At 71.2% G+C, this 24,199-nt stretch carries 16 protein-coding genes; 8 read left to right on the forward strand and 8 right to left on the reverse strand.

From position 1 onward, the window contains the following. Positions 1 to 297 precede the first annotated feature (297 nt). Both WH85_RS26620 and WH85_RS26625 read right to left on the reverse strand, forming a co-directional pair. Positions 298 to 1,878 carry a DNRLRE domain-containing protein gene (locus WH85_RS26620; protein ID WP_045744744.1) on the reverse strand — a complete coding sequence of 527 codons (1,581 nt, stop codon included), beginning with the start codon at positions 1,876 to 1,878 and terminating at the stop codon, positions 298 to 300. Between the two features lie 773 nt (positions 1,879 to 2,651). After that, positions 2,652 to 4,718, reverse strand: coding sequence for an ArnT family glycosyltransferase (locus WH85_RS26625; RefSeq protein WP_245674107.1), 2,067 nt, complete (start codon positions 4,716 to 4,718; stop codon positions 2,652 to 2,654). Positions 4,719 to 4,913: 195 nt separating this feature from the next. Between WH85_RS26625 and pgi the strand changes: the two genes are divergently transcribed. From pgi to WH85_RS26640, 4 genes are all read left to right on the forward strand, one after another. Continuing rightward, positions 4,914 to 6,542, forward strand: a complete 1,629-nt coding sequence (gene pgi, locus WH85_RS26630; RefSeq protein WP_045744746.1) for a glucose-6-phosphate isomerase — start codon at positions 4,914 to 4,916, stop codon at positions 6,540 to 6,542. A gap of 21 nt (positions 6,543 to 6,563) precedes the next feature. After that, positions 6,564 to 7,628, forward strand: coding sequence for a winged helix DNA-binding domain-containing protein (locus tag WH85_RS26635; protein ID WP_045744747.1), 1,065 nt, complete (start codon positions 6,564 to 6,566; stop codon positions 7,626 to 7,628). Positions 7,629 to 8,181: 553 nt separating this feature from the next. Further along, on the forward strand, positions 8,182 to 8,499 hold the full coding sequence (locus WH85_RS50725; protein WP_157411223.1) for a hypothetical protein: 318 nt from the start codon (positions 8,182 to 8,184) through the stop codon (positions 8,497 to 8,499). Between the two features lie 127 nt (positions 8,500 to 8,626). Then, a complete protein-coding gene (locus WH85_RS26640; RefSeq protein ID WP_045744748.1) occupies positions 8,627 to 9,925 on the forward strand; it encodes a carbohydrate-binding protein in 1,299 nt (432 codons plus the stop codon). A gap of 61 nt (positions 9,926 to 9,986) precedes the next feature. Here WH85_RS26640 and WH85_RS26645 read toward each other — a convergent pair whose 3' ends face one another. Continuing rightward, complete coding sequence (locus WH85_RS26645) at positions 9,987 to 11,087, reverse strand: NADAR family protein (protein WP_052720805.1); 1,101 nt, start codon at positions 11,085 to 11,087, stop codon at positions 9,987 to 9,989. A 71-nt stretch (positions 11,088 to 11,158) separates the two neighbouring features. On the opposite strand from WH85_RS26645, the gene WH85_RS26650 reads away from it, so the two are divergent. Beyond that, positions 11,159 to 12,340 carry a cytochrome P450 gene (locus WH85_RS26650; RefSeq protein WP_045744749.1) on the forward strand — a complete coding sequence of 394 codons (1,182 nt, stop codon included), beginning with the start codon at positions 11,159 to 11,161 and terminating at the stop codon, positions 12,338 to 12,340. Here the strand turns inward: WH85_RS26650 and WH85_RS50730 are convergent. Beyond that, entirely contained in the window at positions 12,310 to 13,617 is a 1,308-nt protein-coding gene (locus WH85_RS50730) for a WD40 repeat domain-containing protein (RefSeq protein WP_045744750.1), read from the reverse strand. The genes WH85_RS26650 and WH85_RS50730 overlap by 31 nt on opposite strands. 63 nt (positions 13,618 to 13,680) lie before the next feature. On the opposite strand from WH85_RS50730, the gene WH85_RS26660 reads away from it, so the two are divergent. Beyond that, on the forward strand, positions 13,681 to 14,901 hold the full coding sequence (locus WH85_RS26660) for an aminotransferase class V-fold PLP-dependent enzyme (RefSeq protein WP_045744751.1): 1,221 nt from the start codon (positions 13,681 to 13,683) through the stop codon (positions 14,899 to 14,901). Between the two features lie 66 nt (positions 14,902 to 14,967). Here the strand turns inward: WH85_RS26660 and WH85_RS26665 are convergent, their stop codons facing one another. Beyond that, a complete protein-coding gene (locus WH85_RS26665) occupies positions 14,968 to 16,098 on the reverse strand; it encodes an acyltransferase family protein (protein ID WP_052720806.1) in 1,131 nt (376 codons plus the stop codon). A 26-nt stretch (positions 16,099 to 16,124) separates the two neighbouring features. Here WH85_RS26665 and WH85_RS26670 point away from each other — a divergent pair, with 26 nt between their 5' ends. Next, on the forward strand, positions 16,125 to 17,153 hold the full coding sequence (locus WH85_RS26670) for an alpha/beta hydrolase-fold protein (protein WP_045744752.1): 1,029 nt from the start codon (positions 16,125 to 16,127) through the stop codon (positions 17,151 to 17,153). Positions 17,154 to 17,205: 52 nt separating this feature from the next. Then, positions 17,206 to 21,405 carry a type VII secretion EssC family protein gene (locus tag WH85_RS26675; protein ID WP_052720807.1) on the forward strand — a complete coding sequence of 1,400 codons (4,200 nt, stop codon included), beginning with the start codon at positions 17,206 to 17,208 and terminating at the stop codon, positions 21,403 to 21,405. Positions 21,406 to 21,408: 3 nt separating this feature from the next. Here WH85_RS26675 and WH85_RS26680 read toward each other — a convergent pair whose 3' ends face one another. The 3 genes from WH85_RS26680 to WH85_RS26690 form a co-directional block, all read right to left on the reverse strand. Then, the gene (locus tag WH85_RS26680; RefSeq protein ID WP_045744753.1) at positions 21,409 to 21,999 is read right to left on the reverse strand and encodes a dihydrofolate reductase family protein; all 591 of its coding nucleotides are present in this window, start codon (positions 21,997 to 21,999) and stop codon (positions 21,409 to 21,411) included. 274 nt (positions 22,000 to 22,273) lie between these two features. Continuing rightward, the gene (locus tag WH85_RS26685; protein WP_045744754.1) at positions 22,274 to 22,888 is read right to left on the reverse strand and encodes an FMN reductase; all 615 of its coding nucleotides are present in this window, start codon (positions 22,886 to 22,888) and stop codon (positions 22,274 to 22,276) included. Next, positions 22,885 to 23,982, reverse strand: a complete 1,098-nt coding sequence (locus WH85_RS26690; RefSeq protein ID WP_045744755.1) for an LLM class flavin-dependent oxidoreductase — start codon at positions 23,980 to 23,982, stop codon at positions 22,885 to 22,887. Before WH85_RS26690 ends, WH85_RS26685 begins: the two co-directional genes overlap by 4 nt. Positions 23,983 to 24,199 lie beyond the last annotated feature (217 nt).

A 24,199-nucleotide genomic window follows, 5' to 3' on the forward strand; every position in this document is an offset into this window, starting at 1 on the left:
TCGGCGAATCCGGGGAAGTGTACGTATCAGCAGCTCACGGGGGTTCCTCAGGTTCGCCGGGAGGGCTGTTTCCTCCCGGGTCACCGTCGCTCGTCCGCTAAGTCAGGAAAAGATCCATAAAACATTAAAACAAGGAAATATCCGAGCGCACAGCAACGACTCAAGCTGACCAAAACACCGAACAACACAAAACACGAAATATCCGGATAAATATGTGAAGCGCCGCCCGTCTGGGGAGCCAAGCGGCGCTCACAGTGTGCGTTGTCTAACAACGCGACGATCAGACGGCTACACCCCTCACTTGCCGATCTTCACGTTGAACACCGGGTTCGCGGCCAGCTTCTTGAACGCCGCCAGACTTCCCGGCGTGCTGTCGATGCTGATGTCGCGGTCGCCCTGGTCGTCCTTCTTCGTCTCGAAGTGCACGATCGCCTTGATCGCCGGCCGCTTCGCCAGCTCCGGCAGCACGCTGTTGTACATCGCCGACTTGTCGGTGTCCTGCCCGACCCGGTGGTATCCGCCCCACTCCGCCACCATGAACGGCTTGCCCGGTGCCTTCTTCACCGCCCAGTTGTAGAACCCGTCCGGCGCGTTCTTGCCCTTGCGGTCCAGCAGGTCCCCGAAGTCGCCGTAGTGGTACTGACCTTTCTGCACCGAGACGTACGAGTCCAGGCCGATCCAGTCGACGATGTCGTTGCCCGGGTACAGGTCGTTCCACCAGGACTGGTTGATCCAGCGCTCGTTGCCCATGTACGCCATCACGTTCACCGCGTTCGTCACGCCCTGCTTACGGAGCCGTTCGATGGTGTGCCGGTACATGCCGCGGAAGTCCTTGGCGTCCATGCCCTTGCCGGGCGTCTTGGAGACGTCGTTCTCCGGCTCGTGGTTCAGGACGATGAAGAACTTCTTCCCGTACGCCTTGAAGCGCGCCGCCGCCGCGTCGATCCGCTTGTCCAGCTTGCCGGAGGCCACGTCCGCCCAGGTCTCGTCGCCGACCGCCACCTTCCAGTTCAGCATCAGGACGCGCGGGTTCGACAGGTCGTCGGTCATCGCCATCTCGGCTTTGGTGGGGAACTTCTCGTCACCCTTGTGGTACTGGTGGAAGATCGCCGCGGTCTTGCCGCTGGCCTTCTCGAACGTCTTGAGGGCCTCGTCGCGGGGTGTCGGCGAGAACCCGCCGGCCGCGCCGCCCCACAGGATGTTGCAGCTGGGGACGAGTTTCGCGTCGGTGACGCAGTCCTTGCCGGCTTTCGGGGCCTGGCCGGACGGTGCGGGGGTGGCGTCGGGTGCTGCGGCCGGTGCCGCGGCGTCCGTGATGATCACCAGTTCGGGACCGTGGTCGCTCTCGGTCGAGCCGAACCGGGTGACCTCGTCGTTCGAGGTGACCGCGAACGAGTAGGTGCCGGGGCCGTAGACCTCGCCGCTCAGGTCGAAGCCGACGGTGTCGTCACCCTCTCGGGGGGTGGCCGCGGCGACCGCCATACCCAGTTTCGGCATGTGCGCGCCGTCGAGTTTGCCCTGCGTCCAGCCGTTGTCGAGGACCCGCTTGACGGTCAGTTCGCCGTGCGGGGCGCCGTCCGGGTGCAGTTCCAGGCGGGCGCCCTTGACCGTCGTGCCGTCCGGGACGGTGAACTTCACGAACGTCGTCTTGACGTCGTTGCCGTCCTTGCCGGCGACCAGTTTCTTCTCGTGGCCGAAGATGGCGGCGGACCGTGCCGTCGACGTGTAGGTGTCGTCGGTCGCCTTGATCGCCACTTCTTTGCTGGTCTTCTTGACGGTGGGGGCGGCTTTGGCCGCGGCCGGGATCAGGACGGCGGTGCCACTGGCGAACAGCGCGGTCAGAGTGTGCACCGTCTTGGAAAGCTTGGCTCGACGCATCGTTGCGATCTCCCCCAGATCGTTCCGGCGGTGACCCGCCGGGCATGGGGGAGAGATTTCAGGCCGGGAGTTGCAGTCGAGTGCCCTTACCGGTGCCGGTCGGTTGCGTCTTCCTCTGGCCCGTTCGGGCACGTCGCACGGCCGTTCGCGGTGGTCCGGCCCGGCGTTCGGCGTCGGCTTTCCGGCATAGGGGGTACGCGTCGGCACGGCGATCGTGGCTGCGGCGGAGAACGAGTGCAGGGGGCGTGGGGGCGACGGTGGACTCACGTCGCGGCGGGCCGATCTGGATCCGCCGGTGGTCCGGACGTTGAGGTTCCGGGCACCGGTACCACCGGCGGATCGGCCGACACGAGCCGCGTTGCCTTCTGAGCGGCGCGGCTCCTGCCGGGTGCCGGCGGAGATGACCCGCTGACGTGAGGACCCTACGATTTCCCGGCATCCGGGAACGGGGGAGGGCGGCGCGGATCGATCAACCGGAACGGTTTCGCGTGACCGCACCGCTCGAACAGTGCGTGACGACGGCGGTGGCGCACGCGAGTCGGCCCGGTTAACCCGCCTGCTCAAGCTAGTGGCGCATGTCACACGATAATTCCCGTGAGGTGACTGAGGGTATTGTTAACTGTGCGTACTGAGGTCGTTGAGTGCGGAGAGCGCCCGGATCCGGCCGTGCTGCCCCGTCCTGGCGGGGTGGTGACGGAGCGAATCGGTGAGCGTCCGGTCCCCGCAGTGGGGGCTGCGGGGACCGGACCGGGGGTGGAATCAGGCTTGCGGGATCACTTCGCGGCGGTCAGGTCGTACACCGTGGCGCTGCCGACCGTGGTGGCCGTGTAGTTCGCCTCGACCCAGGTGGCGATCTGCGACGACTGGGTGGTCTCGCCGTCACCGCCGCCCATGCCGCCGCCGCGGCCACCGGCGATGTAGTAGGTGATCTGGCCGTTGCCGACGTAGGCCTGGAACTGCTCGAGCGTCGGCGCGGGGTCGGAGCCGTCCCAGCCGCCGAGGGCGATCACCGCGGTGCCGGTGGCCAGTTCCAGGTCGGCGGCCGACGTGGCGCCGGAGACCGCGCCAGACCAGGTGGTGGTCGTCTTCTCGAGCAGCGCGTTCAGCTCGCTGTTGCTGCTGGACCCGCCACCCATGCCACCGCCGCCGTCGCCCCCGCCGGGCCCGCCGCCCTGCGCCTGAGCGCCACCGTCCTGAGACTGACCGTCGGAGGACTGGGCGCTGTCGGAAGACTGGCCGTCGGGGGACTGGCCGCTGTCGGAAGACTGGCTGTCGGAGGACTGGCTGTCGGAGGAGGAGCCGGAACCTGAGGTGCCGGTCGGAGCAGGGGCGGAAGCACCGTCGGAACTGGTGGAATCCTCCGGCGACGACTCGGCCCCGCTGGTGCGGTCGGGCCGGTCCCCGCGCGTACCCCCTCCGCCGCCACCCGGACCACCGCTCATGCCGGACGTTCCGGACGGCCCGGAGGTCGGAATCGACCCGGTGTGCGCCACCGTGACCGTGACCGTCGCGTAGGCCGCGGTCCCCAGGCCCGCCGAGAGCAGGCCCGCGACGACACCCACCACCGCGAGACGTCGCAGCTGGGCGGCGGGAGCGGCGAGCGCGAGCGCCGCGACCACACCGGCGGCCAGGGCGACCCACCGCAGTGCCGGGATCCATTCGGTACGCCCGAGTAGCACGAACCCCCAGCCCGCGGTGGCCAGGACCATGCTCGCCAGCACCAGACGTGCCCAGAGTTCGGCGCGGTAGAGCCACAGCACCCGGGCGCCGATGCCCACCATCGCGGAGATCGACGGGGCGAGCGCGACGGTGTAGTACGGGTGGATCGTCCCGCTCATGTACGAGAACACGATCCCGGTGACCAGCAGCCACCCACCCCACAGCAGGGCGGCAGCCCGCGCCCGGTCGGTCCGCGGCGCCGTCCACGTCACCGCGAGCACCGTGACCAGGGCGATCAGTGCCGCCGGGAGCAGCCAGGAGATCTCGGTGCCCATCGCCTCGCCGAAGAGCCGTCCGATGCCGGTGGATCCGCCGAACGCGGTGTTCCCGCCGCCGCCCATGCCGCCGCCACCGCCGGCGTTGCCCGATCCGCCCAGGATGCGGCCCAGGCCGTTGTAGCCGAGCGCCAGCTCCCACAGGGTGTTGTTGGTGGATCCGGCGATGTACGGGCGGGAGGACGCCGGCCAGATCTCGACGAGCGCGATGTACCAGCCCGCCGAGACGATCATCGCGCCGCCGGCGAGGAGCAGATGCCTGATCCGTCTTCCGGTGCCGGCGGGGGCTGCCACCAGGTAGACCAGCGCGAACGCCGGGAGCACCAGGAACGCCTGCATCATCTTGGTGAGGAAGCCGAACCCGAGCAGCACGCCGGTCAGCGCCAGCCACTTGGCGCTCGCCGTCTCGGTGGCCCGGACCGTGGTGTACGCGGCCGCCGTCATCAGCAGCACCAGCAGCGCGTCCGGGTTGTCGTAGCGGAACATCAGCACCGCCACCGGGGTGACCGCCAGGGCCGCCCCCGCGAGCAGTCCGGCGGCCGGCCCGAACCAGCGTTTCACGGCCGCGTACAGCAGGTAGACGCTGGCCACGCCCATCAGGGCCTGCGGTGCCAGAATCGCCCAGCTGTTCACGCCGAAGATCCGCGCGGACAGGCCCATGATCCACATGGCGGCCGGGGGCTTGTCGACGGTGATCGCGTTACCCGCGTCCAGCGAGCCGAACAGCCATGCCTTCCAGCTCTGCGCGCCGGCCTGTGCGGCCGCCGCGTAGAAACTGTTGCCCCATCCCGACGCACTGAGGTCCCACAGGTACAGGACCACGGTCCCGAGCAGAAGCAGTACCAAAGGAACACGCTCTGGGACACTTCGGGACCGGTGGCGTGCAGTCGTCGTCATGGGACTAACCTCGCGAGTAGTTCTACGACGGCTCTGTGATCAATCTGTGGGCCGTCTGTGAGCTGCAACTTCGCCGCCGGTGGCACGGGGCCCGTGCCACCATGGGCGATATACGTGCGAGTGGCCCGGTCCGGAGTGGGAGAGATGAGCGAACACGTTTCCGACAGCGCCGAGTGGCAGAACCTTCAGGGACTCGCGGAGAAGTTCGCTGCGGTGCACCTGCGCGACCTGTTCGCCGGCGACCCGCGGCGCGGCGAGCGCTACGCGGCCGAGGTCGCTGACCTCTACGTCGACTACAGCAAGAACCTGGTCAGCGACGAGGTCCTGAGCGCCCTGGTGGCCCTGGCCGGCCGGGCGAAGCTGAGCGAGAAGATCACCGCGATGTTCTCCGGTGAACACATCAACATCACCGAGGACCGTGCCGTGCTGCACACCGCGCTGCGGCTGCCGCGGACGGCCTCGCTGGTCGTCGACGGCCAGGACGTCGTGGCCGACGTGCACGAGGTCCTCGACCGGATGGGCGCGTTCGCCGACAAGGTGCGCTCGGGCGAGTGGACCGGGCACACCGGTCAGCGGATCAAGACGATCGTGAACATCGGCATCGGCGGGTCCGACCTCGGTCCCGTGATGGCCTACGAAGCGCTGAAGGAGTTCTCGCAGCGCGACATCGAGGCCCGGTTCGTGTCGAACATCGACCCGACCGACCTGTACGAGAAGACGCAGGACCTCGACCCGGCTACGACGCTGTTCATCATCGTCTCCAAGACGTTCACCACGCAGGAGACGTTGACCAACGCGCGCGAGGCCCGGAACTGGCTGCTCGCATCGCTGAACGATGACGCCGCCGTCGCGAAGCACTTCGTGGCCGTCTCGACGAACGCCGCGAAGGTCGCCGACTTCGGCATCGACACGGACAACATGTTCGGCTTCTGGGACTGGGTGGGCGGCCGCTACTCGCTCCCGTCCGCGGTCGGCCTCTCGGTGCTCATCGCGATCGGCAAGGAGAGGTTCGCCGAGATGCTCGCCGGCTACCGCGCCGTTGATGAGCACTTCCGGACAACGCCGATCGAGCAGAACGTTCCGGCCCTGCTCGGGCTGCTCAACGTCTGGTACGACACGTTCCTCGGCGCGCAGTCGCACGCGGTCCTGCCCTACGCGCAGTACCTGCACCGGTTCGCGGCGTACCTGCAGCAGCTGACCATGGAGAGCAACGGCAAGTCGGTGCGCCTGTCCGGCGACCCGGTCACGTACCAGACCGGCGAGGTGTTCTGGGGCGAGCCCGGCACCAACGGCCAGCACGCCTTCTACCAGCTCGTCCACCAGGGCACGAAGCTGATCCCGGCGGACTTCATCGGGTTCAGCAAGCCGAACCACGACATCGGCGAGATGCACGACCTGTTCATGTCGAACTTCCTGGCGCAGACCGGCGCGCTCGCGTTCGGCCGCACCCTGGAGCAGGTCAAGGCCGAGGGCACCGACCCCAAGGTCGCGCCGCACCGGGTCATGCAGGGCAACCACCCGACGACCACGATCCTCGCGGACTCGCTCACGCCGACCACTTTCGGTCAGCTGGTGGCGCTCTACGAGCACATCACGTTCACCCAGGGCGTGATCTGGGAGATCAACTCGTTCGACCAGTGGGGTGTCGAGCTCGGCAAGGTGATGGCCAACCAGCTCGCGCCGAAGCTGACCTCCGCCGACGCGCCCGCCGACGACGCGGACTCGTCCACCAACGCCCTGATCAAGCGGTACCGGGCGGCCCGCGGCCGGTAGTCGTTGCCTAGGCTCAGTGTCGTGGACGCGTCTACGGCACTGAGCCTTCGCCTTTCCAGCCTGTTGCTCGGCTCCCACCCCTGTCGCTCGGTGCTCGAGGTCGCCGAGTGGTTCGGCGCGATGCAGGCGCAGGACCTCAACAGCGTGCTCTGGTCGCTGGGCGCCCGGCTGTCCGGCTCGTCACTCGCGTCGGTGATCGCTGAGACCGAAGAACGAACGGTCGTGCGAACCTGGCCGATGCGCGGCACGGTCCACCTGATCCCGTCCGCCGACGCGCACTGGATGCTGCAGCTCACCGGCGTCCGCGCGCTGGCCGGCGCGGCGAAACGCCGGGAGATCCTGGGCCTGTCCGAGGAGACGGTCGACAAGGCGGCGCAGATGCTCGGCGAGGCGCTCGCGGGCGGCCGCCGCCTGACGCGATCCGAGTGCCTGGCCGCCCTCACCGACGGCGGCGTCGCGGTGAGTGGTCAGCTCGGCTACCACCTTCTCTGGTACGCGAGCCAACTCGGCGTGACAGCCATCGCCCCGAACCGCGGAACCGAACAGACGTTCGTGCTCCTGGACGAGTGGGCCGCGTCGCGGGTCACCTATGAACGGGAGGAAGGCCTGGCGATCCTGGCCCGGCGCTACTTCCAGAGCCACGGCCCGGCCCCGCTGAAGGACTTCGCCGGCTGGACCGGCCTCACCATGGGCGACTGCCGCCTGGGTGCCACGGCGGCCGGCCTGGTCGCCGTGGACGTCGACGGCACCGCGATGTGGGCCACCCCGGAGACCCTGGACGCGGGTCCGGTGCGCGGCTGGTGGGCGCTGCCCGGCTTCGACGAGTACATGCTGGGCTACAAGGACCGTTCCCTGATGGCCACCCCGGACCAGGTGGCGGCCGTGATCCCCGGCGGCAACGGCGTGTTCCAGTCCACCCTGGTGCGGGACGGCCACGTGATGGCGACATGGAAGCGCGCCCTGGGTAGGAAGGCCGTGACGATCACCGTCAACCCGCTGGCCGACTTCGACCTTTCAGACGCACAGCCGGCGCTGGAGCGATACGCCGCCTATCTCGACCTCCCCATGATCGTGAAGCCCGTCTGACCCCCTTGCGGGTGACGGTGCCGTTTGCGGGTGACGGTGCCGTCCCCATCTCGAGCGCAAGGCCGGGCACGCCGGCAGGCGATCAGCAGGAGCGGCCGGCGCGGGCCGGGGCACCGCCGCCCGGTCATGCTCCATCCCACCAACACGCCCGGGCCGGGCGCCGCCGCACCGCCGCGCTCGACGTCTCGAGTTCCATCCCAACAACACGCCGCTCGAGCGTGTAGGCCGGCGACATGATTTCCACCTTCGACGACGGCACCGTGCCCGCAGCCCCGTGAAGGTCCGCCGCCCGTCAGCCGTTGCTCGTTGCTCGCCCGCCGTTGCTCGTTGCCTGCCGCTCGCCGCTCGCCCGCCGTTGCTCGCCGCTCGCCGCCTGTCATCCGCTGCTCGTTGCCCGCTGCTCGTTGCTCGCCGCCCACCGTGACAGCCCTGCGCGACGGCTGGCGGCGGGCGGCCGTCGGTTACGGCATTTTTGGCCTCCGTCCTGAGCCGTGGTGAACGGCTCGGAGCGGTCAGCCGTCGTCGGTGGCTCTCTGGGTGATCGAATACAGCCGTGGTCGACGGCCGAGCAACCCCAGCCGTCGACCACGGCTGTCGGGCCGGATGCGGTCGACCGTGGGCGACGGCTGGCACCGACCCGCACCGGCTGACACCGGCATCGGTATCGGCCGACGTCGAGCGGCATCGGCCAGCATCGAGCGGCATCGGCCGGCATCGGCCAGCATCGAGCGGCATCGGCCGGCATCGAGCGGCATCGGCCGGCATCGAGCGGCATCGGCTGACATCGACATCGGCCGACATTGAGTGGCACCGGCCGGTGCCGGGCGGCATCGGCATCGGCCGACATTGGGCGGCGCTGAACGGCCGATGACTGGTGACCATGGGCGACGGCTTGGGGTAGAGCGCCGGGCTGCGTGGGAGCGCCGGCCGTGCCGGCGGCCCGGTGTTAACAGTTAACAAGCCTTGATATTTATAGATGTGAACGCCAGGATGAGGCCATGGGAGTTCGACGTGGGTTGATATCCGTGGTGGTCGGAGTGCTGGTGGCCACCGGGGCGGTGATCGGATGGTCGCCCAGCGGGGCGGCGGCGGTGGCCTGCTCGTCGACGGTGTGGGCGGAGGGTCCCACCTACACCGCGGGACAACAGGTGACCTATCAGGGGCATCTCTACCAGGCGCTGGTCACGCATACCGCCTATGCCGGGACCGGCTGGAACCCGGCGGCCACGCCGACCCTGTGGACGGACCTCGGCGCCTGCACCGGTGGCACGTCACCGACGCCGACCACGTCACCGACCACCAGCCCGACACCGACCGCCAGCCCGACGCCGACCGGGAGCGGCGGGACCTGCGCCACCAAGGGCCGACCGACCGGCAAGGTGCTGCAGGGGTACTGGGAGAACTGGGACGGCGCGTCCAACGGCGTGCACCCGGGCATGGGCTGGATCCCGGTCGACGACTCCCGGATCGCGCAGCACGGGTACAACGTGCTGATGGCGGCGTTCCCGGTGATCCGGCCGGACGGGACGGTGCTCTGGGAGGACGGCATGGACGCCGGGGTGAAGGTGCCGACGGCGGCCCAGATCTGCGCGGCCAAGGCGGCCGGGTCGACGGTGCTCATGTCGATCGGCGGGGCCACCGCCGGCGTGGATCTCAGCTCCAGCGCGGTCGCCGACCGGTTCGTGGCGACGATCGTGCCGATCCTCAAGGCCTACCACTTCGACGGCATCGACATCGACATCGAGACCGGGCTCACCGGCAGCGGCAGCATCGGCACGTTGTCCACGTCGCAGGCCAACCTGATCCGGATCATCGACGGGGTGCTGGCCGCGATGCCGTCGAACTTCGGGCTGACCATGGCACCGGAGACCGCCTATGTCACCGGCGGCAGCGTCGTCTACGGCTCGATCTGGGGCTCCTACCTGCCGATCATCAAGAAGTACCTGGACAACGGCCGCCTGTGGTGGCTGAACATGCAGTACTACAACGGCAGCATGTACGGGTGTTCCGGCGACTCGTACGGCGCGGGCACCGTGCAGGGCTTCACGGTGCAGACCCAGTGTCTCGCCAACGGTCTCACCATTCAGGGCACCACGATCCGGATCCCGTACGACAAGCAGGTCCCCGGTCTGCCGGCGCAGGTCGGTGCGGGCGGCGGGTACATGACGCCGGCGCTGGTCACGCAGGCGTACCAGAGTGTGCCGGGGATCAAGGGCCTGATGACCTGGTCGATCAACTGGGACGGTTCGAAGGGCTGGACCTTCGGCGACACGGTGAAGTCCCTCCAGGGTCGCTGATCATCTCGGCTGCCCGTACGGTGAGGTCCTTCCAGGGTCGCTGATCACCGTGGCGGCCCGCTCACCGAGCCGTCAGCTCGGACCGCACGAGTTCCAGCAGCCGGCCCAGCCAGTTGGCGCCGCTCGAACTCCAGTACCGCGACGCCCAGTCGCTGTAGGACAACTGGGCGTCGCCGGTGCCGAGCAGTGTCGCCGCCATCGCCGGGTGGCGCTCGAATTTGTCCCGCAGCAGCGCGGTCATCACGCCCAGCCGGGCCGCCGGCCAGCCCGGCCGCCGGGGCGCCTCCTCGCCGAGCTTCCTGGCGTCGAGGCCCCGGCCGGCGGCGGCGATCCGGTCGTGCCAGCCGGTGTCGTCGGTGGACAGCGCCCAGTAGGCGTGCATGACACTGGCGTACGGTCGGCCGTCACGCACCACCGTCGCGGGGTAGTCGATCTGGAGGACCTCCAGGCCCGCCGGATCCGGCCAGCCGTTCGGGTAGACGTGCCCGCCGACGGCCAGCGCAACGGTCGACTCCGGACCGTCCGCCACCCGCCGGGCCTGGCTTCCGGCGACCGCGGCCCTGCTTCGGCGGAAGTAGTCGAGGGCCTGCTCCCGGACCTCCGGGGTCACCGTGAGCGTGCTTCCCTCGTTGCGGGCCGGGATCGTCTCACCCACCTCGGCGAGCAGGATCCGGACCGGAACGTCGTTCTGGTCCATGTCGCCGAGCATGTAGATCCGGCGGTGTTCCGGCACCGCGTGGTACGACCCGCGGACGGTCTCCAGGTTGGCCGCGGTCGGGTCGGCGGCGTACGCCAGGAGCGCGTTCCAGCAGCGCCGGGAGGAGTCCGGCCGGTCGTTGAGATCGTCCAGGTCGTCGGCGAGGTCGCCGATCAGCAACTCGGGAGTCAGCCACGACTCCAGCGCCGGCACCGTCCCGCTCGCCGTCCCCTCGATGATCAGCGGTGCGCCCTCGGGCGGCGTCAGGGTCAGCGTGCCGTCGGCGAACGCGGCGCGCAGCCCGTCGACGTCGGTCGAACCGAATCGCCAGAGGACGGCGCCGTCGGCGAAGACACCGAGCGTGCTGAGCGCGTACCGGTCGCCCCGGTTGACGAAGATGAGGCGTTGTCTTCCCTGGATGACGTCGTCACCGGCCATCCGTGACGTCGCGGTGCTGTCCGGCATGCCGGCGAGCGTACAACGGCACCCACGCCCGGGCGGGCGGCGGCGTTGACCCCGTACCCGCAGAATGGGGTATGGATTTCGACAGTGCGCTGGCGTCGCTGTTCCAGCCGGAGGGCCGGCTCGACCCCTATCCCGCCTACGACGTGATCCGCGAACGGGGCCCGATCGTGCAGGCCGGGAACACCTGGTTCGTCACCTCGCACGCGCTGGTCAACCGGCTGTTGCGGGAACCGGGCCTGCGAGTGGCGGACGCGGCCGACTACGACCGGTCGTGGCCGGACTGGCGGGAGAACCGTGGGGTGGCCTCGATCGTGCTGTCCATGTTGCAGACCAACCCGCCGGACCACTCGCGGCTGCGGCGGGCGGCCGCGGCGACGTTCACCGCCCGCCGGGTGGCCGGGCTGCGGGAGGTGATCGCCGGGCAGGCCCGGGAGCTGATCGAGGCGATGCCTGCGCGGGCCGATTTCATGAGCGCGGTCGCCTTCCCGCTGCCGATCGGGGTGATCTGTGCGCTGCTCGGCATCCCGGAGCAGGATCGGGCCTGGTTCCGGCAGCGGACCTCGGACCTGACCGTGGTGCTGGAACCGATCAGCTCCGAGGAGGAGATGCGGGCCGCCGACGTGGCCGGGCGGGAGTTGGAGGACTACTTCACCGGGCTGATCGCGGACCGGAAGCGGGCGCCGCAGGACGATCTGACCGGCGCGCTCGTCGAGGCCGGCTCGCTGACCGGTGAGGAGTTGCTGGCCAATCTGGTGCTGCTGCTGGTCGCCGGGTTCGAGACCACCACCAACCTGCTCGGCACCGGCCTGACGACCCTGTTCGACCATCCGGCGCAGGCGGCGCGGCTGCGCGACGACCCGGATCTCGCCCCGGCGTTCGTCGAGGAGATGCTGCGGTACGACTCGCCGGTCCAGCTGACCACCCGGTACACCAGCACCGACCTGGACCTCGGCGACGGTCACCGGCTGGACGAGGGATCCTGGATGAACATGATGCTCGGCGCGGCCAACCGGGATCCGGAACGCTACCCGGAGCCGCATCGCTTCGACCCGGACCGGCCGAACATCCAGCCGGTGTCGTTCGGCGGGGGAGCGCACTACTGCCTGGGTGCGCCGCTGGCCCGGCTGGAGGCGCAGGTGGCGTTCCCGCTGCTGCTGGCGATGCGGCCGGGGCTGCACCTGGACGGTGTCCCGGAGCGGCGCGACCGGTTGACGCTGCGCGGCTACGCCACCCTGCCGGTCGCGACCGGATAGGCCCGGCGGCGGCGAAGGTGGAGGGCCAGGCCGAAGAGCAGCGGTGAGGCGATCAGCAGGATCGGGGCGAGTGCCAGCCAGATGATGCCGCGCGCCGGGAACGGGTCGGCGGTCGGTGTCGGCCCGCCGAAACTGCCGGCTTCGAGCAGGTCGCGGGCCACGTCCAGGGTGAGGACGCCGTCCGGCGGGTCGAGCAGGGTCCGGGTGGTGCCGTCCGGGCCGAGGGCGAGCAGGGTGAGGTGGCCGGTCTCGTACCAGCCGGTGTCGTCCCAGCCGGTCGTCGAGGCGTCACCGCGGGCCGGGCGGAACGCGTCGTCCTCCGGCTCGTAGCGCAGGACGACCAGGTCACGGCCCTGACTCCAGCCCAGCGCCCGGATGCCGCTGCCGGTGACCGCCGGCAGCACCGGCCCGGTGGTCGCGGCGCCGGTCGTGGCGTCCCGGTAGCTGATCGTCCATCGGCGGGCGGCCAGCGCGTCCTCGTCGCAGGCGTCGAGGCAGCCGTCCAGTTCGGCGACGGCGATGCGGGCGCCGTCCGGGCTGAAGGCGCCGGCCCCGGCCAGCCGCTGCCGCTCACCGAGGGTGGTGGTCCAGGCGGTTGCTCCGGTACGGTCCACCGCCCGCAACGTGGCACCGTCGGTGAGGACGATCCGGGTGCCGTCCGGGCTGATCGCGCCGCGCGCCGCGGCCTGCATCCCGACCGTGCTGGTCACCTCGCCGAGTGGCTGCAGCGTGTCGGTGTCCAGGTCGAGCAGGGCGAACCGGTTCCCTTCCGGGGCGCCGCCGGCGTAGAGCGCGACGAGCAGGGACCGGCCCTCCGGGGACCAGGCCACCGGCCCGATCAGGCTGTCGGCGTTCCCGCCGGTGTAGACCGGGGCCTTCCCGCTGGTCAGGTCGACGACCTCGAGGCCGCTGACGTCGACGGCGGGCCGGGCCACCCGGGTGCCGTCCGGGGAGAGCAGCACGTCCTCACCGGCGGCCACGTCGTTCCAGCCGCCCTGGAGCAGCATCCGGTAGTCGCCGTCGCGGCCCACCACCGCGATCTTGCCTTCGGCGTCGTAGAAGTCCCCGCCCTGGAATCCGAGGGTGTCCCCGCCGGCGAGCACCGACGCGGGCCCGGGGGCGCCCATGTCGACGGTCGCCTGCCACATCCAGGGCAGTTCGAGACCGCCGGGAACCCGGTCGCCGGGGGCGGCGGCCCACGGGCGTGTCAGGCCCAGCGTGCCGGCACCCACCGCCAGCGCCACTGCCGCCAGCCCCGCCAAGATCTTCTTCTGCATGGCGGGCATCCTGCCCTACCAGTGCAAACGCCGCCAGATGGCCGCCCTCTAATATCGTCTGATATGAATTCTTCAAGTGGGCTGCCACCGCTCGACGTCGCGGCTCTGCGGGCCGACACCCCCGGTTGTGAACAGGTCATCCACTTCAACAACGCCGGAGCGGGCCTGATGACCGCCTCGGTGCTCGCCGCGATGACCGGCCACCTGACGCTCGAGGCGCAGACCGGCGGCTACGAGGCGGCCGCCGCCCGGGCCGGGCGGATCCGCGGGTTCTACACCGAGGCCGCCGGGCTGCTCGGCGCGCGGCCCGAGGAGATCGCGTTCGCCAACAGCAGCACCCACGCGTACGCGACGGCGTTGTCGGCGATCGACTTCCGGTCCGGTGACGTCATCCTCACCACCCGGGACGACTTCGTCAGCAACCAGATCGCCTTCCTGTCGCTGCGCCGGCGCTTCGGCGTCCGGGTGGTCCGCGCGCCGAACCTGCCCGAGGGCGGCGTCGACGTCGACGCGATGGCCACCCTGATGCGTACGCTGCGACCTCGCCTGGTCGCCGTCACGCACGTGCCCACCAACTCGGGTCTGGTGCAGCCGGTCGCCGCGATCGGCCGGCACTGCCGTGACCAGGACCTGCTCTACCTGGTCGACGCCTGCCAGTCGATCGGCCAGCTGCCGCTCGACGTCACCGCGATCGGCGCGGACCTGCTCGCCGCCACCTGCCGCAAGTGGCTGCGCGGGCCCCGGGGCACCGGACTGCTCTACGTCTCCCAGCGGGTTCTGGACGCCGGGTACGAGCCGCTGTTCGTCGACACGAACGGCGCGGACTGGGTGACCGAGGACCGTTACGAGCAGGTCGCCACCGCCGCCCGGTTCGAGTACTGGGAGTTCCCGTACGCCACCCTGCTCGGCTGCGCGGAGGCGATCCGCTACGCCCGGACGGTCGGGATCGAGGCCGTCGCCGCCCGCACCGCGGCCCTGGGCGCCCGGCTCCGGGACCGGCTCGCCGCGATCGGCGGCGTCCGCCTCCTGGACCGTGGCGCTGACCTGGCCGCCCTGGTCACCTTCGCCGTCGACGGCTGGGACGCGGAACCGTTCAAGGCGGCGATGGACCGGCAGGGCATCAACTCGGCGCTCAGCCTGCGCGAGTTCGCGATCCTCGACTTCGGCGACAAGGGCGTCGACTGGTGCCTGCGGCTGTCCCCGCACTACTACAACACCGAGGACGAGGTGGACCGGGTCGCCGACGCGGTGGCCGCCCTGGTGCCTCTCGGGAGCTGTTCCTGAATCGGTTCCACACCCACTGCGGGTGTTGCCACACCCGCCACGGGCCCCGACGTCCGTATCGCATTATCAGCGGACGGCCGGGGCCGGCGCGGCACGGCGCTGGGCCGGTAGTTCGATCCACCGGTAGGTCAGGGCGGACACCCCCAGCACCATGGCCACATAGCCGGCGGCCACCACCACGTCCGGCAGGTCGGCGGTGAGCCACGGCTGGAGCAGCTGGATCGCGGCGTAGTGCACCAGGTAGATCGAGTAGCTCAGGACCCCGGTCCGGGCCAGCCACGCGGGCACCCGGCGGTGCCGCCACCGGAAGGCGACGGCGAACGTGCCGGCCACCACCAGCAGCGTGATCATCGACCGGGCGATGTAACCGGGGGTGAACCCGTCGAGCGCCCGCAGCTCGGCCAGCCAGTTCCACAGCAGGGCCGCCGCGACGACGGCGGCGGTCAGGCCGGCCTGCCGCCACCGGATCTGCCCCCGCTCGGCCCGGTAGAGCGTGGTGCCGGTGAACATCACCGCGACGATCAGCAGGCCGTCCCAGGCGTGCGCCGGATCCTGGTTGAGCAGCAGCAACGCCACCGCCAGCAGGCCCAGCACGATGCCGCCCAGCCGGATCCGGCGCAGGTACACCGCGGCGAAACCGGCCGTCAGCACCAGCACCGCCACCGGCAGCGGCACGAGCGACGAGGTCAGCGGGGCGGTCACCACGGCCAGCCCGGCCAGGAGCACCGCGACCGCCGCCTCCACGCGCCGCAGCCCGGCCGTGAACAGGCCGCTCACCAGCAGGTAGAACGCCATCTCGTAGCTCAGCGTCCACAGCACCGGCGTGATCAGCGGCACGTCCAGCAGGAACGGCAGCATCGTGGCGTGCCCGGTCAGGGTGCGCAGCGGATCCGCGGGCCAGGCGACCGGCAGCAGCACCACGACGACCGCGAGATAGAGCGGGAGCAGCCGCCGGGCCCGGCCCGTCCAGAACCGCCGCACGTCGCCGTGCCGCTCCAGCGACGCCGGAATGATGTAGCCGCTGACCAGGAAGAACAGCATCACCCCGGCCGGGCCGGCGTGCAGCCACTCACCGGTGACGGCGCGCACGTCGGTGAAGACGTACCGCGTCAGATGGGCATAGACGACGAGCAGCACGGCGACGGCGCGCAGGGCGTCGAGCCACGCCATGCGACCGTGCTCGGGTGCTGCGGACATCGGCAAAAGATAGTTGACTCCAGATCATGTCGATATGGAGCAGTGAGCTCAGCGGTGTCCTGCATCACGAGACGATCGACTCGGTGGTGCTGCGGGACAACCCCCTCGGAGACCCGCACGTCCGGCCGATCTGGGTGTACACGCCGCCCGGCTACGACGGCGGCGACGCACGGTACCCGGTGATCTACGTGATCCAGGGGTACTCCGGCGCGGTGACCATGTGGGGCAACCGGACCCCGTTCCGCCAGCCGTTCGTCGAGACCGCCGACCGGGTGTTCGCCGAGGGCCGGGCGCCGGGGTGCGTCATCGTCTACGTCGACGCGTGGACCGCGTACGGCGGCTCCCAGTTCGTCGACTCGCCCGGCACCGGGAGGTACCACACGTACCTCTGCGACGAGGTCGTGCCGTGGGTCGACGCGCGGTACCGGACCATCGCCGATCCGGCCGCGCGGGCGATCTCCGGCAAGTCGTCCGGCGGGTTCGGGGCGATGATCACGCCGATGTTGCGGCCCGACCTGTTCGGCCTGCTCGCCACGCACGCCGGCGACAACCTCTACGAGTACGCGTACCTGAACGAGTTCGCCAAGGCCACCCGGGCGCTGCGCGAGTACGGCCACGACATCCAGGCCTGGTGGGCGGACTTCAACAGCCGGGTGGCGCTGACCAAGGAGGAGGACATGAGCCTGGTCATGGTGCTCGGCTGCTCGGCCGCGTTCTCCGCCGACCCGGACGGCACGCCGCGCCTGCCGTTCGACCCGCGCACCGGGCAGCTCATCCCGGAACTGTGGGAGCGGTGGCTGGCCTGGGACCCGGTGCGGATGATCGACCGGTACGCGGACGCGCTGCGCGGACTGTCCGCGGTGTGGATCGACGCCGGCACCCGCGACGAATGGTTCCTCGACCTGGGCGCCGAGGCGTTCCACGACGGCCTGCGGCGCATCGGCGTGCCCGCCGACCGGATCCACTTCGAGCTGTTCCCGGCCGGTCACGGGGCGATCGACTATCGCTATCCGCTGGCGGTCGCCTGGCTTGCGGAGCGTCTGCGGCGAGACTGACGGGTGTGGATGCGGCTAGCCTGGTCCGGGGCGACTCGTCGGATCGAGCGGGGTGGTCGTGCACATCGTCTGGACACCGGCGGGACCGGCCACGGCCGGTTTCGAGATCGAGGTGCGCCCGCGCAGCCGCGATGCCACTCTCGCCGACCTTTTTCGTACGCTCGGAGCACCCGTCCCGCCGGTGGCCGCGGTGGACGGGCGCCCGGTCGACACGTCCGTCCCGATCAGTGACTCCGGACTCCACGAGGGCGCCGTCCTCGCCCCGGGACCGCCGGCCGGGGCGGGACCGCCGACCCGGGCGGCGTACCAGGCGGTCACCGTGGCGGGACTCGAAGCCGGCCGGGCGTGGCCGCTGCTCCCCGGACGGTGGGTGGTCGGCCGTGCCCCGTCGGCCGGTCTGCGGCTGGAACACGACACCGTCTCCCGGGAACACTGCCGGCTCGACGTCGGCGCCGACGGTGTGACGGTCACGGATCTGGGCGCGGCGAACGGCGTACTCAAGAACGGGGTGCGGGTGTCCGGGACCGCCGGCCTGGACCCGGACGACGTGCTGGGGGTCGGCGCGGTCGCCCTGGCCGTGCGGCGGGCCGGCGACCCGGACCGCCCGGCCGGCCTGGACCTGCGCCGGCACCTGGGCCGTGGCGGGACGATCGCGTTCAACCGGCCGCCGCGCGCCGCGCCCCCGCCCGTACCCGAGGAGGCGACCGCGCCCGCCGTGCCGCGCGAGCCGCAGAAGCCGCACTTCAGTCTGGCGTCCACGCTCGGCCCGATCGTCCTCGCCGTGATCATGGTGGCGGTCACCCGGGACCTGCGTTTCGGGTTGTTCGCGCTGCTCTCGCCGGTGATCGGGATCGGCACGCACCTGGAGTCGCGGCGCCGGGTCCGCAAGGAGACCGCCGCCGACCGGGAACGCTACGACACCGCCCTGGACGCCTTCGGCGAGACGCTGGCGGCCGCCGCCCGCACCGAACGCGACCGGCTGCGGCACGTGCTGCCGGACCCGGCCGAGGCGCTGCGCCGGGCCGGGCTGCCCAGCACCCGGCTGTGGGAGCGGCGCACCCACCACGACGACTTCCTGCGCCTGTACGCCGGGATCGCCGACCGGCCGTGGCCACCACCGGCCCGGGCCGACAGCGGCGGACGGCTCCCGGACGACGCCGCCGACCGGGTCGCGGCGATCCGGCTGGCCGCGGCGCCGGTCGAGATCACCCTGGCGCACGGCGGTGTGACCGGCATCGTCGGCGACCGCGCCGCCGCCCTCGCCGTCGCCCGCAGCCTGATCTGCCAGGCCGCCGTGCACCACGGGCCGGCCGACCTGACCGTCGCGGTCTTCGCCGACGACGGCCGGGAACCCGCCTGGGACTGGTGCAAATGGCTGCCGCACACCCGGCTGCCCGACGACAGCGGGCGCTGGCTCGCCCACCGGCGCGACCGCAGCGACGCCCTGCTGCGGCAGCTCGCCGCCGGGGCGGCCGCCGGAACCGCCCTGGTGGTGATCGATTCGGAGGTTCTCACCGACGGTGTCGCCTCGCCCGGCCGGGACCTGCTCAACGCCGCCCGGATCGCCGCGCCCACCCCGTTCGGCCGGTCCGAGCCGCCGGCGCCGGTCGCCGGGATCGTCCTGGCCGCCACCGCCGACCGTCTCCCGGCGGCCTGCGACACCGTCGTCGAGATCGTCGGGCCGGACGGCGACGCCGTGGTGCGCCGCCCCGCCGACGGGGTCGCCGTCGAGGAGGTGCTGCTCGCCGGGATCCCGGTGGCCGACGCCCGGACCTGCGCCCGGCACCTGGCCCGGTTCGACGACCCGGAACTGCGGCGCACCGGAGCGGGCCTGCCCGACGGGGTGCGCCTGCTGCCGATGCTGGGCCTCGCCCAGGTCGACGCGCCCGCGGTCCGTGACCGCTGGAACCGGGCCGACCCGGTCGGCCTCACCGCCCCGCTCGGCATGACCGACCGGGGGGTGTTCGTCCTCGACCTGATCCGCGACGGTCCGCACGGCCTGATCGGCGGCACCACCGGCTCCGGCAAGAGTGAACTGCTCCGCAGCCTGGTCGCCGCTCTCGCGGCGGGCGCCGACCCGACCCGGCTGACGTTCGTGCTGATGGACTACAAGGGCGGCGCGGCCTTCGACGAGTGTTCCCGACTGCCGCACACCGTCGGCATGGTCACCGACCTCGACGAGCAGCTGGGCGAGCGGGCGCTGCGCGCGCTCGAGGCGGAGCTGCGGCACCGGGAGCGCAGGCTGCGGGAGGTGCGGGCCGACAACCTCATCGAGTACGTCCGCAGCGGCGCGGCCGTGGCCGACCCGATGCCGCGGCTGGTCGTGGTGATCGACGAGTTCGCGACGATGGCCAAGGAACTGCCGGACTTCCTGGCGGCGCTGGTCGGTATCGCCCAGCGGGGACGGACCCTCGGGGTGCACCTGATCCTGGCCACGCAACGACCGTCCGGGGCGGTCAACGACAACATCCGGACGAACACGAACCTGCGGGTGGCGTTGCGGGTGCAGGACGCGGCGGACTCGGTGGACGTGATCGGCGTGCGGGAGGCGGCGGAGCTGAGCCGGCTGCTGCCCGGGCGGGCCTACGTGCGGCTCGGCCCGGGTGAGGTGGTGCCGATCCAGACCGCGCTGGTCACCACCGCGTCCGGTGGTGGCGACGACGCCCCGGTGCGGGTGGTGCCGTTCACCTTCGACCCGGATCCTTCCCGCGAACCCGGCTCACCGGGCCGGCCGGAGGAGGGCCGGACCGACCTGGCGCGGCTGGTCGACGCGATCGTGGCAGCCGCGGCGGACCTGCCGGCGCCACGACGGCCGTGGCCGGAACCGCTCGGCGACGACGTCGACCTGGCCGGTCTGCCGCCGCATGATTCGCGGGCCGTGGTGGCGCTGGCGGACGACCCGGACCGGCAGCAGCAGTACCCGGTCGGCTGGGACCCGGTCGAGGGCAACCTCCTGCTGTTCGGGATCACCGGGAGCGGCACCACCACGACCCTGATCTCCCTCGGACTCGCGCTGGCCGTGGCCCGCCCGCCGGAGCAGCTGGAGGTGTACGCCGTCGACTACGGGACCGGTGATCTGGCCGTCCTCGAGGCACTCCCGCACGTCGGCACGGTGATCGCCGCCGACGACCGGGAACGCCAGGTCCGCCTGATCCGGCACCTGCGCGCCGAGCTGGACCTGCGGCGATCCGGTTCGTCGCGGCGCCCGATCGTCGTGCTGATCGACAACCTGGCCGCGATGCGCGCCGAGTTCGACGACGTCGAAGGCCTGGCGATCATGGACGTGCTCACCCGGCTGTACGCGGACGGGACCGCGGCGGGGATATCGTTCGCGGTCACCGCCGACCGGTTCAGCACCATCCCGCAGGCCTGGACGTCGGTCACCACCCAGCGGTGGCTGTTCCGGCTGCCGGACCCGTACGACTACGTGCAGGCCGGACTGACCCGCAAGGACGTGCCCGCCCGCACCCCCGGCCGGATGGTCGCGCTGCCGCAGGGACTGCAGGCCCAGGTCGGGCGACCGGCCCCGACCGGTGCGGCGATGGCCGCGGCGGTGGCGGCGAAATACCCGGACGGTCCCCGGCCCGCGGCCCGGATCGGGGTGCTGCCGACCACGGTCGACGCATCGGCGCTGCCACCCGCGGACGTGACCGGCGAGCCGTGGCGGATCCCGCTGGGCATCCGCGAGTCCGACCTGACGGCCGGGCAGCTCGTCCTCTACGAGGGGGACCACGCGCTGATCGCCGGCCCGGCCCGGTGCGGCAAGAGCACCACGTTGCTGACCATCGCCGGGGTGCTGCGCGCGGCGGGCGTGCACGTGGCCGGGATCGGTGGGCGGCGCTCCCCGCTGCGGGACCATCCGGCGCTGCACCGGTTCGCGGCCGCCGGCGGGGAGGCGGCGGCCCTGCTGGCCACGGTCCGTACCGTCGAGGGCCCGGTGGCGGTGCTGATCGACGACGCGGAGGCCCTGGACGACGCGGACGGGGCGATCGCCGGCCTGCTGGCGGCGCACCGGCCGGACCTGCACGTGGTGATCGCGGCCCGGGCGGACACGGTCCGGACCCTGTACAGCCACTGGACGGGCACGGTCCGGCGCTCGAAGGTCGGCCTGCTGCTGCGCCCGAACATCGACCTCGACGGCGACCTGCTGGGCGTCACGCTGCCGAGGCGGTCGCCGGTACGCCTGGACGCCGGCCGCGGCTACCTGATCCACAACGGCGACTGGGAGATCGTGCAGGCCGCCACGCCCTGAGGCTCATCGTTGCGGGCGGCGCACCTGGTAACGCACGTGCAGCACCCGGCTGCCCTGGATCGCCACGTCCGGGCCCTCCAGCAGGTGCTGCGCGCGGACCCGCCCGAAGTAGCGCTTGCCGGACCCGAACACGACCGGGACGACATCCATGCGCACCTCGTCGACCAGGCCCGCGGCGAGCACCTGACCGCCGACGTCACCGGCCGCGACCTCGACGATCCGGTCACCCGCGAGCTCCTGCGCCCGGGTCACCGCCGCCTCGACACCGTCGACGAAGTGGAACGGCGCCTCCGCGTCCCAGCCGTCGGGTGCCGGCCGGTGCGACACGACGATCACGTGGTCGACCCCGCCCGGCGGTTGCCCGCTCCAGCCGTCGGTCATGTCGAAGACGTGCCGGCCGACGATGGTCACCCCGATCCGGTCCCAGTACGGCCGGGTGTAGTCGTAGGACGTCTGCGACACGGTCAGCACGCCGCTCTCCTCCAGCGCGACGTCACCGCCGGTCAGCCAGTCGAACAGCGGTCCGGGCTGATCGTTGTCGTCGGCGATGAAGCCGTCCACCGACACCGAGCTGTACATGACCACCTTGCCCACGGGGCTCTCCTCTGTTCCGGGGGTGTGCCTCCCAAGCTAGTGGGTCGTCCCTGCACGGGAGCGGGCCGCCGTCTGAGCCCAGGGCATACACAGAGGTTCTTCCCCACACCCGTGGTGGGTGTGCCCACAACCGCCACGGGTGTGGGCAAAAACCGGGCACATGCCGAACGCACGCGTCGGCCGGCAATGCATACGCCGGCCGGCAACGCGAGCCGGCGGCCCGGGTGGAGGACCGGACCGCCGGGGGCGTGGGGACGGGGCTCTGCGCGTACCCCTAAAGGTTCTTGAGAAGGTTTTCGAAGTCGGTCGTCAGGGCGAACGGGTCCACCACCGTGACCGGCTCCCGGCGCTCCGTCTCGCGGGCCAGCTCCGTCGCGGCCCGGTCGATGCGGGCCCGCAGCGGGCCCTCCACCGAGTCGGAACCCCAGTCGTCGCTCGCCGCGAAGACCGCCGTGGGCAGCACCGACGCCCGCAGGTAGGCGAACAGCGGCCGCAGCGCGTGCTCGAGGACCAGCGAGTGACGGGCCGTGCCGGCCGTCGCCGCCAGCAGGACCGGCTTGTCGACCAGGGAATCCTTGTCGAGGACGTCCACGAACGACTTGAACAGTCCGCTGTAACTCGCCGAGAAAACCGGCGTCACCACGATCAGCGCGTCGGCGGCGGTGACCGCGTCCTGCGCGTCCTTCAACGCTGCCGGCGGGAAACCGGTCAGCATGTGGTCGGTGATCTCGTGGGCCAGGTCGCGCAGTTCCACGGTCCGCACGTCGAGGGTGACGCCGAGCCGGGCGGCCGCGGCCACCGCCGCCGCGGACAGCTGGTCCGCGAGCAGGCGGGTGGACGACGGCTGGCTCAGGCCGGCGCTGACGACGACCAGATTGCGCTGCTTCATGCCGTGACCTCTTCCTTCTTCGCACGAGCGGCTGCCACCAGGGACGCGTGGGTGGGCGCGTCCGGCACGTGCGCCGGCTTCAGGGCGGCGAACTCCTTGCGCAGCACCGGCACCACGTCGGCGCCGAGGATGTCGAGCTGCTCCAGCACCGTCTTCAGCGGCAGGCCGGCGTGGTCCAGCAGCCACAGCTGACGCTGGTAGTCGCCGACGTACTCGCGGAAGCCCAGCGTCCGGTCGATGACCTGCTGCGGGCTGCCGACGGTCAGCGGCGTCTCGCGGGAGAAGTCCTCCAGCGACGGGCCGTGGCCGTAGACCGGGGCGTTGTCGAAGTACGGCCGGAACGCCTTGACCGCGTCCTGGCTGTTCTTGTTCATGAACACCTGACCGCCGAGGCCGACGATCGCCTGGTCCGCCTTGCCGTGGCCGTAGTGCTCGAAGCGCTGCCGGTACAGCTGGACCATCCGCTCGGTGTGCGACGCGGGCCAGAAGATGTGGTTCGCGAAGAAGCCGTCACCGTAGTAGGCGGCCTGCTCGGCGATCTCCGGGCTGCGGATCGACCCGTGCCAGACGAACGGCGGGACCTCGTCGAGCGGCCGCGGCGTCGAGGTGAAGCTCTGCAGCGGCGTGCGGAACTTGCCCTGCCAGTCGACGACGTGCTCGCGCCACAGCTTGTGCAGCAGCGAGTAGTTCTCGATGGCGAGCGGGATGCCCGCCCGGATGTCCTTGCCGAACCAGGGGTAGACCGGCCCGGTGTTGCCGCGGCCCAGCGTCAGGTCGACGCGCCCGTCGGCGAGGTGCTGCAGCATCGCGAAGTCCTCCGCGATCTTCACCGGGTCGTTGGTGGTGATCAGCGTGGTGGCGGTGCTGAGCTGCAACGTCGTCGTCTGCGCGGCGATGTAGGCGAGGGTGGTGGTGGGCGACGACGAGAAGAACGGCTCGTTGTGGTGCTCACCGAGCGCGAACACGTCGAGGCCGACCTCCTCCGCGTGCTTCGCGATCGTGACGATGTCCTTGATCCGCTCGGCCTCGGTCGGGGTGTGCCCGGTCGTGGGGTCGGTGGTGATGTCGCTGACGCTGAAGATCCCGAACTGCATGACCGGCTCCCTGGTGCTCGTCGTGCCTGTGCCCTGTCCAACTTCTTTGACGGGGAAACTATTTCAGATTCAAAGAACTTGTTCAGCGGCGGGGGTCACACTGAGCGGTCAGCTTCGGGCTTTTTCGGGGGTACGCGTGACGGGGAGTCCCGTGGCTCCCTCGCGACGTGGGCGCGGGGCACGGCCGTAGGGCCGGCATCCGGGGCCGGGTGCGTGG

Source organism: Actinoplanes rectilineatus, assembly GCF_000962825.1.
GTDB lineage: Bacteria > Actinomycetota > Actinomycetes > Mycobacteriales > Micromonosporaceae > Actinoplanes > Actinoplanes rectilineatus.